Here is a 13784-nt window from a genome sequence, read left to right as displayed (position 1 = left end):
GCATGCAGCCACGGGATATCAGTTGCATGGCGGTGGTCGGCGCCGGGGTCATGGGCGCCGGTATCGCCCAGATCGCGGCATTGGCCGGGGTCACGGTGTACTTGTTCGACAAGCGTGAGGGCGCCGCGCAAACGGCGCGTCAAAACATCCAGCGCACCCTGGAGACGCTGGCCGGCAAAGGCAAGTTGAATGCCGATCAGGTGTTGGCCGCAGCGCAGCGCTTGCTGCCCATCAACGACATCCATCAATTGGCCGAGTGTCAGTTGGTGGTCGAGGCGATCATCGAGGACCTGGCGGCCAAGCGCGCCTTGTTCGCCGAGCTGGAAGCCATCGTCAGCGATGACTGCCTGCTGGCCAGCAACACCTCGTCGCTGTCGGTCACCGCCATTGCCGCGCAATGCCGTCTGCCGGCACGGGTCGGCGGCTTTCATTTCTTCAACCCGGTGCCGCTGATGAAAATCGTCGAAGTAGTCGATGGCCTGCAGAGCGCCCCCTGGGTCGGGCCGACCCTGTTGAACCTGGGCACGCGTTTTGGCCATCTGGCAGTACGCGCCCAGGACACGCCCGGGTTCATCGTCAATCACGGCGGGCGAGGCTATGGCACCGAAGCCATGCGCGTACTGGGCGAAGCGGTGACTGACCCGGTCGACCTCGACCGCATCCTGCGCGAGCAGGCCGGCTTTCGCATGGGGCCGTGCGAGCTGTTCGACCTGACCGGGCTGGATGTTTCCCACCCGGTCACCGAGTCCATCTACCAGCAGTACTTTGAGGAGCCGCGCTACCGGCCCACGGTGATCACCCGCCAACGGCTGGATGCCGGGCTGCTCGGGCGCAAGAGCGGCGAGGGTTTCTATCGCTACATCGACGGCCAGCAACAGGTGAGCGCCGAAGTGCCGCCGGGGCCGGCGCCCGATGTGCCGGTGTGGGTGAGCCATGCCCGGCCTGCCGCGCGGGAGCGGGTCGTCAGCCTGCTGACGGCCCTGGGCGTGACGGTCGAGCCGGGTGTGCGGCCCAGCGCGCAGGCGTTGTGCCTGGTATTGCCACTGGGCCTCGATGCCAGCCTCTGCGCCCACGCCGAGCAGCTCGACCCCTGCCGCACCCTGGCGCTGGATACCTTGCTGCCGCTGGCGCGTCGCCGGGTACTGATGACCACCGTGGCCACCACCGCTCAATGGCGCGAGGCCGCCCGGGCGCTGTTGGCCGCCGATGGCGTGGCCGTCAGTGTCATTCGCGACAGTGCCGGTTTCGTCTCCCAGCGGGTGTTGGCGCAGATCATCAATATTGCCTGCGACATGGCCCAGCAGCGGGTGGCCAGCCCCGCGGACATCGACAACGCCATCCGCCTCGGCCTGGGCTACCCCCACGGGCCGTTGAGCTGGGGCGACGCCCTGGGCGCCGAGACGGTGCTTGAGGTGCTCGACCAACTGCACCGCTACTACCGCGATCCCCGTTATCGCCCAAGCCCCTGGCTGATGCGCCGGGCAGGCCTGGGCCTGTCATTGCTCACTGCTGATAACTGATGCCGCGCCAATTGAGGATTCACCATGCTTGATGCTTACATCTATGACGGTCTGCGCAGTGCCTTCGGTCGTCACGCCGGCGGCCTTGCCCCCCTGCGCCCGGACGACCTTGCCGCCCAGGTGATCAAGGCCCTGGTGGAGCGCTCGCCGTTTGCCGCCGAGCAGGTCGAGGACGTGATCCTCGGCTGCACCAACCAGGCCGGCGAAGACAGCCGCAACGTCGCGCGCAATGCCTGGCTTGCCGCAGGCCTGCCGGTCACGGTGGCCGGGCAGACGGTCAATCGCCTGTGTGCCAGCGGCCTGGCCGCGGTGCTCGATGCCGCCCGCGCGGTGAGCTGTGGCGAAGGCGAGCTGTACCTGGCCGGTGGTGTCGAGAGCATGAGCCGCGCACCCTTCGTGCTGGGCAAGTCCGAGTCGGCCTACAGCCGCGAAGCCGGGCTGTTCGATACCACCATCGGCGCACGTTTTCCCAACCTGAAGGTGAGCGCGGCCCATGGCAATGAAACCATGCCGCAAACCGCCGATAACGTCGCGCGTGACTACGGCATCAGCCGCGAAGACGCCGATGCCTTTGCCCTGGCCTCGCAACAGCGCTATGCCCGGGCCCTGGAGGAGGGCTTTTTCGACGCCGAGATCATGCCGGTGCAGGTGCCGGCCGGGCGCAAGGGCAGCGTGAGCGTTGCCTGTGACGAACACCCACGGCCGCAGGCCGATGCCCAGGCACTGGCGCGCCTGAATCCGCTGTTCCAGGGCGGTGTGGTCACCGCCGGCAATGCGTCGGGTATCAACGACGGCGCTGCTGCCTTGCTGATCGGCAGCCGCGCACTGGGTGAGCGCGTTGGCGCCAGGCCACGGGGGCGGATTCTCAGTGGCGCCGCGGCAGGCGTCGCGCCACGGGTGATGGGCATTGGCCCGGCCTTTGCCATTCCCAAGGCCCTGGAGCGCGCCGGGCTGACACTCGCCGACATGGACCTGATCGAAATCAACGAAGCCTTCGCCGCCCAGGTACTGGGGTGCCTGAAGTTGCTGGACCTGCGCGCCGACGATCCGCGTATCAACCCCAATGGCGGGGCGATTGCCCTGGGCCATCCGCTGGGCGCCTCCGGTGCCCGTCTGGTATTGACCGCACTGCGCGAGCTGGAGCGCAGGGGCGGCCGTTATGCGGTGGTCAGCCTGTGCATTGGCGTCGGCCAGGGGCTGGCTGTGGTCATCGAACGAATCTGAGAGGGCAATTGCCATGGCAACCTACACCGCACCACTGCGTGACATGCAGTTCGTCCTCGATGAACTGCTGGAGCTGGAACACTTCGCTGACCTTGAAGGCTTTGCCGATGCGCCCAAGGATGTCAGCACCGCGATTCTCGAAGAGGCCGGGCGCCTGGCCGGTGATGTGCTGGCGCCGCTCAATGCGGTAGGCGATCACCTGGGCTGCCGCCTGGAAAACGCCCAGGTCAGCACCGCACCGGGCTTTCGCGAGGCTTATCGCCTGTACGCCGAGGGCGGCTGGACCGGGCTTACGGCGTCACCCGACTACGGCGGCCAGGGCTTGCCTCACGTACTGGGTATCGCGGTGCGCGAGATCATGACCAGCGCCAACCTGGCCTTTTCCATGGTCGCAGGCCTGAGCCACGGCGCCGCCAATGCCATCGCCAATGGCGGCAGCGCCGAGCAGAAGGCTTTGTTCCTGCCGCCGATGATCGCCGGGCGCTGGACCGGCACCATGAACCTCACCGAACCCCATTGCGGCACCGACCTCGGCCTGCTGCGCAGCCGCGCCCAGGCGCAGGGTGACGGCAGCTACCGGATCAGCGGCACCAAGATCTTTATCTCCGCCGGTGAGCATGACCTGGCGGAGAACATCATCCACCTGGTGCTGGCGCGCTTGCCGGATGCACCGGCCGGGGTCAAGGGCATCAGCCTGTTCATTGTCCCCAAGTTCCTGGTCAACCCCGACGGCTCGCTGGGCGCGCGCAACGGCGTGCAGTGCGGCTCGCTGGAAGAGAAGATGGGCATCCACGGCAACCCCACCTGTGTGATGAACTACGACGACGCCACCGGGTACCTGCTGGGCGAGGCGCACCAGGGCCTGAAGGTGATGTTCGTGATGATGAACAGCGCCCGGCTGGCCGTCGGTGTGCAGGGTTTGAGCCTGGCTTCGGTGGCCTACCAGAATGCCGCCAGCTATGCCCGTGACCGTTTGCAGGGGCGGGCGCCGGGGGGCGCGGTTGCGCCGCAGCGGGCGGCCGACCCTATCGTCGCGCACCCTGATGTGCAGCGCATGCTCCTGACCCAGCGCGCCTTTGTCGAGGGTGCGCGGGCGCTGGCGTACTGGGCCGGGTTGCAGGTCGATCTTGCGCACAAGCATCCCGATCCGCAGGTGCGCGAGTCGGCCAACGATCTGCTGGGCCTGCTGACGCCGATGATCAAGGCCTACTGCACCGACCAGGGGGTGCAAAGCATCAGCCTGGCGATGCAGTGCTTTGGCGGCCATGGCTACATTCGCGAATGGGGTATCGAGCAGTTCCTGCGCGATGCCTGTATCACGCCATTGTATGAAGGCACCAATGGCGTGCAGGCCATGGACCTGGTGGCGCGCAAGCTCAGGCTCAATGAGGGCAGGGCGGTGAACCGCTTCATGGCGCTGGTCGAGGATTTCTGCCAGGCGCACCACGAGCAACTGGGTGACTGCACCGGGCCGCTGGCACAGGCACTGGGTGATTTGCAACAGGCCACCGGCCACCTGCTTGAGCGTGACGACCCGCGCACCAGCGGCGGCGCGGCGGTGGACTACCTGCACCTGACCGCCCTGGTCGCCTTCGGTCTGCAATGGGCGAAGATGGCCCTGATCGCCGACCGGCACCTGGCCCGGAGCGAGGATGGCAGCGGGTTCTATCGCGCCAAGGGCCTGACTGCGCGGTTTTTCTTCGAGCGAATTCTCCCGCAGACAGCGATACACTTACAGCGAGTCCGGGCCGGGGCCCAGGTATTGAGCGCCTTCGACCCCGAGCAGTTCTGAGGTTGCAGTCAACTGAGGTCGTCATGAAGCGAGCGAATGATGTGGCGGAGAAATCCATTCCACTGGGTGCGCTCGCCTCATTGCCGGTGGTCCTGCAGGAGCAGGGCCATGACCCCTGGCCGCTGCTGGCGCGTTTCGGGATCGGGCGCCAGTCCTTCGAGCAACCGATGCTGCCACTGCCGGTGCTGACCCACGGACGGGTCCTGGAAGCCGCCGTGCAGTTGAGCGGCTGTGATCACCTGGGCCTGTTGCTGGGTCAGCGGGCCAATCTGCAGAACGCCGGGCCCTTGCGCTTTCTGGTGCTCAACGCACCGACGGTACGCGATGCCACCGAATCGCTGATCCGCTATTGCGGTTTGTGGTACCGCGGCCTGCACCTGGGCCTGGCGCAGGAGCAAGGCTACGCAGGCTTGCGTTTGTCCATCGACGGCAATGTCCCCGGCGCCGAGCAACTGCTCACCGCCTACCTGGCCGCCATCGTCACCATCATGGAACTGATTGTCGGGCGTAGCTGGCGCCCGGCGCTGGTGCGCATCGCTTACCGCAAGCCGGCATCGGCGGGATTGTACGAACGCTTCTTCCGCTGCCCGGTGTGGTTCGGCCAGTCGCAGCATGAGGTGCTGTTCGCCCAGTCGTTGCTGGACATGCGCCGTGAAGGCCATGACCGCCAACTCGACGACTTTCTGCGCAGCCACCTCAGTGAGCTCAAGGCCCGGGAAAGTTCGGACCTGGTGGCCCAGGTCATCCAGGTCATCGAGGGGCTGCTGCTGCATGGTGAATGCAGTGCCGAGAAGGTCGCCGAATTCTTCGCCGTTCACCGCTTCACCCTCTATCGCCACCTGAGCGAACAGCAGACCAGCTTCGAGGTGTTGCTGGAACAGACGCGCAAGACCCTCGCCGCCAAGTTGCTCGGTGACCCCAGCCTGCCGGTGGCCGAGGTCGCCAGCCGCCTGGGTTACGAGACCCAAGGCAACTTCACCCGCGCGTTCAAACGCTGGTACGCCTGTACCCCGCGCGACTGGCGCAAGGGTGCCGGGCTGCCGGTGTTGCGCACTGCAAAACGCCTCTGAGCCACCCAGGCTCGCCACCGGGGCAAAGTGCCGAAATGATAAAAAGCGGTGCCAGGATGATAAAAGCCGGGTACCGGCGACAGGTAACTTCTTCCGTACTCCAGAGCCGCACCGCGCGCTCGTTTCCTTCAATAACGATAAATCAGGACGGAGAAGTACATGCATTTTCTTGACGACAGTCTGTTCCCGGAAAACCAGGAAAAACTGGTGATTCAGGTGGCCCCCTACGGTCCGCAATGGACCCCGGCCGACTCCGACGATATTCCGGTGAGCATGGATGACCAGATCCAGAAGGCCATCGACTGCTACAACGCGGGCGCCACGGTGCTGCATGTGCATGTCCGGGAAGAAACCGGCAAAGGCTCCAAGCGCCTGAGCAAGTTCAACGAGATGCTCGGCCTGCTGCGCGAAGCCGTGCCCGAGATGGTCTTGCAGGTGGGCGGTTCGATCTCCTTCGCCCCGGAAAGCGAAGGTGAAGCGGCCCAGTGGCTGGACTACGACACCCGGCACATGCTGGCCGACCTCGACCCCAAGCCCGACCAGGTCACCATCGCCATCAACACCAGCCAGATGAACATCTGCGAGCTGCTGACCGAGGACGACGTCAAGGGCACCATCCTTGAACAGCCGGGCTACTTCAACGCCTATCAGGAGATGGTCTCCGATGCGCGCCCGTCCTTCTTCATCGAACACCTCAAGCGCCTGCAGGCCGCCGGCATCCAGCCGCACTTCATGCTCGGCCATGTTCACCAGCTGGAAACCGTCGAGCGCCTGATCCGCAAAGGCCTGTATACCGGCCCGCTGATTCTCAACTATGTCGCCATCGGCGGCGGTGCGGCGGGCCTGGACCCGTCCGACATGATCGAGTTCGTCAAGCGCACCCCGCCAGGCTCGATCCTGACCATGGAAAGCGCCATGCGCGCCGTGCTGCCGATGAACGCCATGGCCATTGCCCTGGGCCTGCATGTGCGGGTCGGTATCGAAGATACCCTGTGGGGACGCAAAGGCGAGCGCATGACCTCGGTGCAGCAGATCGAACAGACCGTGCGCCTGTCCCGCGAGCTGGGCCGCGAAATTGCCACCGGCAAGGAAGCGCGGGCGATCTACAAGATTGGCGAGCACTACGCCAGTGCCGACGAAACCATTGCCCGGCTGGGCATGGCGCCGAATCGCAAACCCGGTCAGCGCGGTTTCACCGTGCCCGGCCTGGCCTGATCAGGCGCATGACTGGCGGCGCTGCCGCCAGTCTTCTTCCTTAGCCCCGCCTTGAGGTGTGTGATGGCGATTCAGAGCAGTCAGTTCAAAGACAAAGTGGTATTGGTCACCGGCGTTGGCCCGGGGCTCGGCAGAGCCTGTGCCGAGGCGTTCGCCAAGGCCGGTGCGAAGCTGGTGATTTGCGACGTGAATCAGCTCGCCCTGGCCCAGGCCTGTGAAGCGGTCACCGCGCACGGCGCCGAATGCCTGGCGTTGCGTTGCGATGTGTCGTCCAGCGCTGAGGTCGCCGGGATGTTCGAGCAGCTCAAAGCCCGGTTCGGCACCCTTCACGTGTTGGTCAACAATGCCGCATTGACCCCCAATCGCCCGGTCGATACCGAGCGGCGCAATGCCTTCTATCGCTACATTTCCACCCCCGAACCGCGTCGCTCGCTGGGTTTCACCCGCAGCATCAGCGACGACGAGTGGCATCGCTACTGGGGCGTGAACGTCCATGGCGTGTTCTATTGCACCCGTGAAGCGCTCAAGCTGATGGAGCCCCAGCGCGAAGGGCGGATTGTCAACATCGCCTCCATTGCCGGCCTGTCGACCAAAAGCGTGCACAGCCCGCACTACTGCGCCACCAAAGGGGCAGTGATCGCCTTTACCAAATCGGTGGCCTACGAGGTGGCCGGCGCCAACATCTTCGTCAACGCCATGGCCCCGGGCGGCGTCGCCACCCCGGCGTTCAACGCCTACCTGGACGACGTCGGCGAGGAGGCCCGCAACCGCCTCTGGCAAGGCTGCCCGCTGGGCCGCTTCGGCACGGTCGAGGAATACGCCAGCACCGTGCTGTACCTGGCGGGCGAACACTACCTGGTCGGCCAGGTGATCAGCCCCAACGGTGGCTCGGTAATCTGAGCCACGTTCTACGAGAACAATAACAATGACCGATACCCCGAAATACAATGCCCTGCGCGCCGCCGGTGTCTTCGACGCGTCGCTGGACAGCCTGGCGCAGTGGGCGCCGCAGTGGACCGAGCAGTACATGGACCTGGTCGAGGACGGCCACACCAACGAGGTGCTCGAGCCAAAGCTCGTGGCCTTGATTCGCCTGAACATCGACGTGACCGCCACCCATCTGTACGCGCCGGGTGTGCGCCGCCATGTACGCAATGCCTTGCGCCTGGGCGCCAGCCGGGCAGAGATTCTGGAAGTGTTCAAACTCGCCAGCGTCGTCGGTATCCATGCCTGTGCGCTGGGCGTACCGATTCTTGAAGAGGCGCTGGCGGCGGCGGGCATGGAAGATGACACGGTTTCGCCCGGTGCTACGCCGGTGTGCGACCAGGTACGTGCCAACGGCATGTTCAACCCCTTGTGGGAAACCCTGTATCGCTGGGATCCACAGTACCTGGAGAAGTTTCTCGGCATGGGCCTGGGGCTCTGGCAGGACGGTATCCTGCCGCCGTTGTGGATCGAGTTCCTGTGCATCGCCGGCGATGCCACGGTGACCCATATGTACGGCCACGGCACCCGCCGGCACATCGAGGCGGCGCTGCAGCTGGGCGCCACCCGCGAGCAGATCCTGCAGGTGCTGAAAATCGTCAGCCTGCAAGGCATCGAAGCCTGCGAGCTGGGTGTGCCGATGCTGGACGAGGCGTTGCACAGCCTTGCCAAGTGACGCTTGACGTGCAGCCTGGAGAATAACGATGAGCACCCCGTGCCAAAGCAGGAGTAGCGAGACATGACCAGTGTGGCCGAACACAACCCGGCGCTTGCCGGCGATACGGCAGCCCAGGCGCTGAAGACGACCTATCGCAAGATCATCTGGCGCCTGCTGCCGTTTCTGTTTCTTGCCTATGTGATCAACTCGATCGACCGCATCAACATCTCCTTCGCCAAGCTGCGCATGAGCGAAGACCTGCTGCTCAGCGATGCGGCCTACGGCCTGGGTGCGGCAGCGTTCTTTGTCGGTTACCTGCTGTTCGAGGTGCCGAGCAACCTGTACATGCAGCGCGTCGGTGCGCGCCGCACCATCACCCGGATCATGATCCTGTGGGGGCTGGTGACCATGGCCACCAGCCTGGTCAGCAGCCCGCACCAGCTGTACGCCGCGCGGTTCTTTCTCGGGGTGGCCGAAGCCGGGTTCTTCCCCGGGGTGATTCTGTACCTGACCTACTGGTTTCCGGCCGCGCGGCGGGGGCGGATCACCTCGATCTTCATCATGGCCGGGATTTTCGCCGGGATCGTCAGCGGCCCGCTGGCCGGCTGGATCATGACCCACTTTCACGGCTGGTACGGGCTGCGTGACTGGCAGGCCCTGTTTGTCTTCGAGGGCATCCCGGCGGTGCTGCTGGGCCTGTTCGCCTGGTTCTGGCTGGACGACAAGCCGCAGCAGGTGAAGTGGCTGAGCGACCGGGAAAAGGCCATCGTCGCCGCACAACTGGCCGCCGAGCAGGTCGATACGGCGGCGCGCCACGGCTCGTTCCGCCAGCTGCTGCGTGATCCACGGGTGCTGATGGCGGGCATGGTGTTCTTCTGCATCTACTCGGGCACCAACACGGTGGCGTACTGGATGCCCACGCTGATCCAGGGCTTTGGCCTGAGCGACATTCGCCACATCGGCCTGATCAGCAGCCTGCCGTACATCGTCGCGCTGGTGGCCATGTACCTGCTGGGGCGCAGCTCCGACCGCCACCTGGAGCGGCGCTGGCACCTGGCCTCGACCATGCTGGTGGGCGCTGGATGCTTCGTGCTGCTGGGTGTATTCCAGGGCAACCTGATGCTCTCGGTGCTGTTCATGAGCCTGGGGGCGGGCGCCTGCCTGTCCGCGGTTCCGCTGTTCTGGACCATTCCGCCGTCCTACCTGTCCAGTGCCGGCGCCGCTGCCGGGATCGCGCTGATCAGCAGCCTGGGCGGTATCGCGGCGATGGTCAGCCCGGTGCTGGTGGGCAGCATCAAGGCCAGTACCGGCAGCCTGTACATCGCCTTCGATGTGATCGCCGGGCTGCTGGTACTGGGTTCACTGATCCTGCTGCTGGGTATCCCGGCCAGGTTGCTGCGCGTACACCGTAGCTGATCTCTCCCTAGCTCCACTCTCCTGACAATGCCGGTGCCTTTTTGCACCGGCACGGGGAGCGCTTGACCTTAAAACAACAAGAAAAGGTGATATCTGCATGAAAAACACGTTGTTGCGCCTTGCCCCTTATCCGCGCTGCCTGCTGGCAGGGAGTGTGGCGTTGGCACTGTCGGCGTGCTCCGAGGCCTGGGGCACGACCTTTGAGGTCAATGACGATTGGTCACTGACCACCAACACCACGCTGACTCTGGGTTCGAGCTGGGCCCTGCGCAACGCCGCCCCCGGCCTGTTGTACGCGCCGGATGCGGCCAGCATCGGCAAGCACGGGGAGGGCATCGATACCAACGGCGACGATGGCCGGCTGAACTTCAAGAAGCACGACCCGATCTCGCAGGTGTTCAAGGGGCTGACCGATTTCGACCTCAATGACGGTAGCCAGGGCGCCTTCATCCGCTTCAAGTACTGGTATGACCATGCCCTGGAAACCGGCGATGGCGACTTCAAGAAGTTCGACGACTCCAGCTACCCGGACCTGGCCAAGTTCCAGGGTTTTCAGACCCTGGATGCCTATGTCTGGAAAGACTTCGATGTCGCCGGCAAGGCACTGAACGTCAAGTTCGGCAAGCAGGTGCTGAGCTGGGGTGAGGCACTGTTCTTCCAGAACGGTATCAATGCCATCAACCCGCTGGACGTGTCGGCGTTCAACCGCCCCGGGGTCGAGCTCAAGGAGGGCCAGCTGCCGGTCGAGATGCTGTCGTTCAACCTTGGCCTGAGCGATACCCTGAGCCTGGAGGGCTTCTACCAGTACAACTTTCGTCCCTCCGTGCTCGACGGCTGTGGCACGTTTTTCCAGGCCGCCGATTTTGCCCCTGAAGGCTGCGGGCCGATCATTGCCGCCGTCAGTGGCGATCGCACCACGGCCAATGCCCTGGCGAGCGGTACCTTCATTGCGCGGGGGCCGAGTGACTATCCCCATGACGGCGGCCAGTACGGCCTGGCTGTGCGCAAGGTGCTGGAGAGCCTGGACGATGCCGAGCTTGGGCTGTACTACGCCAACTACCACAGCCGTTTTGCCTCGTTCAACGGCACGGCCGTCGCGGCGCCCGGCCTGAGCAATTTCAAGACCGCCAGCTACAACTCGGTGTACCCCGAGGATATCCGCCTGTTCGGCATCAGCCTGAGCGGCGTGGTCGGTGGCACGGCGGTATTCGGTGAGTTGAGTTTTCGCCCCAACCAGCCGTTGGGTTTCAACGGCAACGATACCGTGCAGTACCTGCTGCGCAGCCCCAATACGCCGTTCACGGCACCGGGCGTGGCACCCGCGCTGGGGGCACCGATCGAGGGGTATGAGCGCAAGCCGGTCAGCCAGTTCTCCCTCGGGGCCACCGACACCGTCGCCAACGTGCTCGGCGCCAACCGCCTGGCCCTGGCGGCGGAGGCGGCGGTCAACCATATCGGCGACCTGGGCGATGAGCGCTTTGGTCGCGGTGGCGCCTACGGTCGCAGCGAGCTGAGCACCGGCGCCTACAACCCGGCCAACCCGGCCAGCTTCTGCGTTTCGCCGGGCACCGCCAACCTGGATGCCGGGCAGATCGCCAACCTCAACAGCGACAACTGCAATGCCAATCGCGGCTTCTTCACCGACTGGTCCTGGGGTTATCGCCTGCGCGGTGCGCTGAGTTATGAGGGCGTGCTGCCGTCCACCGTGATCACCCCGAGCGTCAACTTTCGCCATGACGTGGACGGCTATGGCCCCAACTTCCAGGAAGGACAAAAGGCCGTCGGCCTTTCGCTGATGTTCGAGTACCGCAACGACTACTCGCTGGAGTTCGCCTACAACGACTTCTTCGGCTCGAACGATTTCACCACCCTCGACGATCGCGACTTCGCCTCAGTCAACTTAAAGGTGAGCTTCTGATGACTATGACCCTGAAAAAACTGCCCCTGGCGCTTGCCTTGCTCGCGGCCTGCCTGCAAACACCGGCCTATGCCAAAGGCACCGATGCCGGCCAGCTCGACAGCCGCCTCAACCCCATGGGCGGTGAGCGTGCGGCCAACGCCGACGGTAGCATTCCCGCCTGGTCCGGGGGCCTCAAACCCGGCAGCCTGGCGGCCGCCAGCAACGGTGACTATGCCGACCCGTTTGCCGCGCAAAAGCCGCTGATGGTGATCAGCGCAAGCAATGCCGGGCAGTACCAGGACCTGTTGACCCCGGGTCAGCAGGCGATGCTCAAGCGCTTTCCCGGCTACCAGCTCAACGTCTACCCGAGCGAACGCAGCGCCCATATGCCGACCGCGGTGACGGCCGCGACCCGTGACAACGTCGCCAAGGTCAGCCTGGCCGAGTCGGGGTATGGCCTGGTCGGTTATCAGGACGGCATCCCGTTCCCGCTGCCGAGCGAACCGCTGGAGGTGATGTGGAACCACCTGGCGCGATACGTCGGCCACTCGGTGCAACGCGAGATGGCCTCGGCAACGGTGGAAGCCAACGGCAGCGCGACCCTGGTCACGTATCAGCAGTCGGTGCACTGGCGCTCGGCGGTCAGCGACCTGCCGGAGCAGGAAAACGCCCTGTACTACAGCGTGATCCGCGCCCTGAGCCCGTCGCGGGTAGCCGGGGAAATCACCATGGTCCATGAACCGCTCAACCAGGTTCTGGAGCCCCGCAGCGCCTGGCAGTACATCCCTGGCCAGCGCCGTGTGCGTCGGGCGCCGACCGTGGCCTACGACACCAGTGCGCGCTACAGCTATGGGCAACTGACCAGCGACGGCGTCGGCGGCTTCAACGGTGCCCCGGATCGCTATGAGTGGAAGTTGCTCGGCAAGCAGGAGCGCTTGATCCCCTACAACAGCTACAAACTGGCCAGCAAGTCGCTCAAGTACACTGACATCCTCAAGCCCAACAGCATCGATCCACAGCTGGTGCGCTATGAGAAACACCGCGTCTGGGTGGTGGAGGCGACACTCAAGCCAGGCAACCGCCACGTCTACGGCAAGCGCCGCTTCTACATCGACGAAGACACCTGGCAGATCGCAAGTGCCGAAATGTACGACAGCCGTGGCGAGCTGTGGCGCATGTACGAAAACTACCCGATGCAACTGGCCGATATCGAGGTGCCGTTCCCGGCCATGGATGCCACCTATGACCTGATTTCCGGGCGCTACACCACCAACTTCATGACCAATGAATACCCGCAGAAAATGCTCTTCAACGCCCTGGCGAAAAAAGAGGACTACAGCCCGGCGGCACTGCGGCGCTACGGCAAATAAGCGATAGATCGAATGCGTGTCGACGCACCTTGAGGGTCCGAGTTGCCCAACCGCTGCTGATGCAGCGGTTTTTTTTTGTGTGGTGGGTGCCACATTGAAGCCTATCCAGGTTGGCTGGCCCCGTAGTCGCTGGCGACAGCCTGCGATCGGCCGCGAAGCGGTCGTACTACCTTGGAGGCGACTGCTGTGCAGTCGATCGCAGCCTCGTTCCTCGGCAGCGGCTACGGTTGTCGGTCGGCGCTTGTAGCCGCTGGCGACAGCCTGCGATCGGCCGCGCAGCGGTCGTACTACCTTGGAGGCGACTGCTGTGCAGTCGATCGCAGCCTCGTTCCTCGGCAGCGGCTACGGTTGCCGGTCGGCGCTTGTAGCCGCTGGCGACGGCCTGCGATCGGCCGCGAAGCGGTCGTACTACCTTGGAGGCGACTGCTGTGCAGTCGATCGCAGCCTTGTTCCTCGGCAGCGGCTACGGTTGCCGGCCGGCGCTTGTAGCCGCTGGCGACAGCCTGCGATCGGCCGCGCAGCGGTCGTACTACCTTGGAGGCGACTGCTGTGCAGTCGATCGCAGCCTCGTTCCTCGGCAGCGGCTACGGTTGCCGGTCGGCGCTTGTAGCCGCTGGCGACAGCCTGCGATCGGC

Annotated in this window: 10 protein-coding genes; all 10 read left to right on the top strand. The window is 64.8% G+C overall.

From position 1 onward, the window contains the following. The first annotated feature begins 2 nt into the window (after nucleotides 1-2). Nucleotides 3-1520 (top strand): 3-hydroxyacyl-CoA dehydrogenase, encoded by a 1518-nt coding sequence (locus tag U9R80_RS14705; protein WP_301837541.1) that lies wholly within the window; start codon nucleotides 3-5, stop codon nucleotides 1518-1520. A gap of 24 nt (nucleotides 1521-1544) precedes the next feature. Beyond that, nucleotides 1545-2744: a 3-oxoadipyl-CoA thiolase gene (locus U9R80_RS14700; RefSeq protein WP_301837542.1), complete on the top strand. Its 1200-nt coding sequence runs from the start codon at nucleotides 1545-1547 to the stop codon at nucleotides 2742-2744. 13 nt (nucleotides 2745-2757) lie between these two features. Further along, nucleotides 2758-4536 (top strand): acyl-CoA dehydrogenase C-terminal domain-containing protein, encoded by a 1779-nt coding sequence (locus U9R80_RS14695; protein ID WP_301837543.1) that lies wholly within the window; start codon nucleotides 2758-2760, stop codon nucleotides 4534-4536. A 23-nt stretch (nucleotides 4537-4559) separates the two neighbouring features. Beyond that, the gene (locus U9R80_RS14690) at nucleotides 4560-5606 is read left to right on the top strand and encodes an AraC family transcriptional regulator (protein ID WP_301837544.1); all 1047 of its coding nucleotides are present in this window, start codon (nucleotides 4560-4562) and stop codon (nucleotides 5604-5606) included. A gap of 159 nt (nucleotides 5607-5765) precedes the next feature. Continuing rightward, the gene (locus tag U9R80_RS14685) at nucleotides 5766-6821 is read left to right on the top strand and encodes a 3-keto-5-aminohexanoate cleavage protein (RefSeq protein WP_301837545.1); all 1056 of its coding nucleotides are present in this window, start codon (nucleotides 5766-5768) and stop codon (nucleotides 6819-6821) included. A 63-nt stretch (nucleotides 6822-6884) separates the two neighbouring features. Further along, nucleotides 6885-7721, top strand: coding sequence for an SDR family NAD(P)-dependent oxidoreductase (locus tag U9R80_RS14680; RefSeq protein ID WP_301837546.1), 837 nt, complete (start codon nucleotides 6885-6887; stop codon nucleotides 7719-7721). Nucleotides 7722-7746: 25 nt separating this feature from the next. Beyond that, nucleotides 7747-8481 carry a carboxymuconolactone decarboxylase family protein gene (locus U9R80_RS14675; protein WP_301837547.1) on the top strand — a complete coding sequence of 245 codons (735 nt, stop codon included), beginning with the start codon at nucleotides 7747-7749 and terminating at the stop codon, nucleotides 8479-8481. 63 nt (nucleotides 8482-8544) lie between these two features. Further along, nucleotides 8545-9879: an MFS transporter gene (locus U9R80_RS14670; RefSeq protein WP_301837548.1), complete on the top strand. Its 1335-nt coding sequence runs from the start codon at nucleotides 8545-8547 to the stop codon at nucleotides 9877-9879. A gap of 97 nt (nucleotides 9880-9976) precedes the next feature. After that, nucleotides 9977-11797, top strand: a complete 1821-nt coding sequence (locus tag U9R80_RS14665; RefSeq protein ID WP_301837549.1) for a DUF1302 domain-containing protein — start codon at nucleotides 9977-9979, stop codon at nucleotides 11795-11797. Then, on the top strand, nucleotides 11797-13149 hold the full coding sequence (locus U9R80_RS14660) for a DUF1329 domain-containing protein (protein WP_301837550.1): 1353 nt from the start codon (nucleotides 11797-11799) through the stop codon (nucleotides 13147-13149). Before U9R80_RS14665 ends, U9R80_RS14660 begins: the two co-directional genes overlap by 1 nt. Nucleotides 13150-13784 lie beyond the last annotated feature (635 nt).

This window comes from Pseudomonas sp. JQ170C (assembly GCF_035581345.1).
Classification (GTDB): domain Bacteria; phylum Pseudomonadota; class Gammaproteobacteria; order Pseudomonadales; family Pseudomonadaceae; genus Aquipseudomonas.
This window is presented reverse-complemented; position numbering and strand designations above follow the sequence as displayed.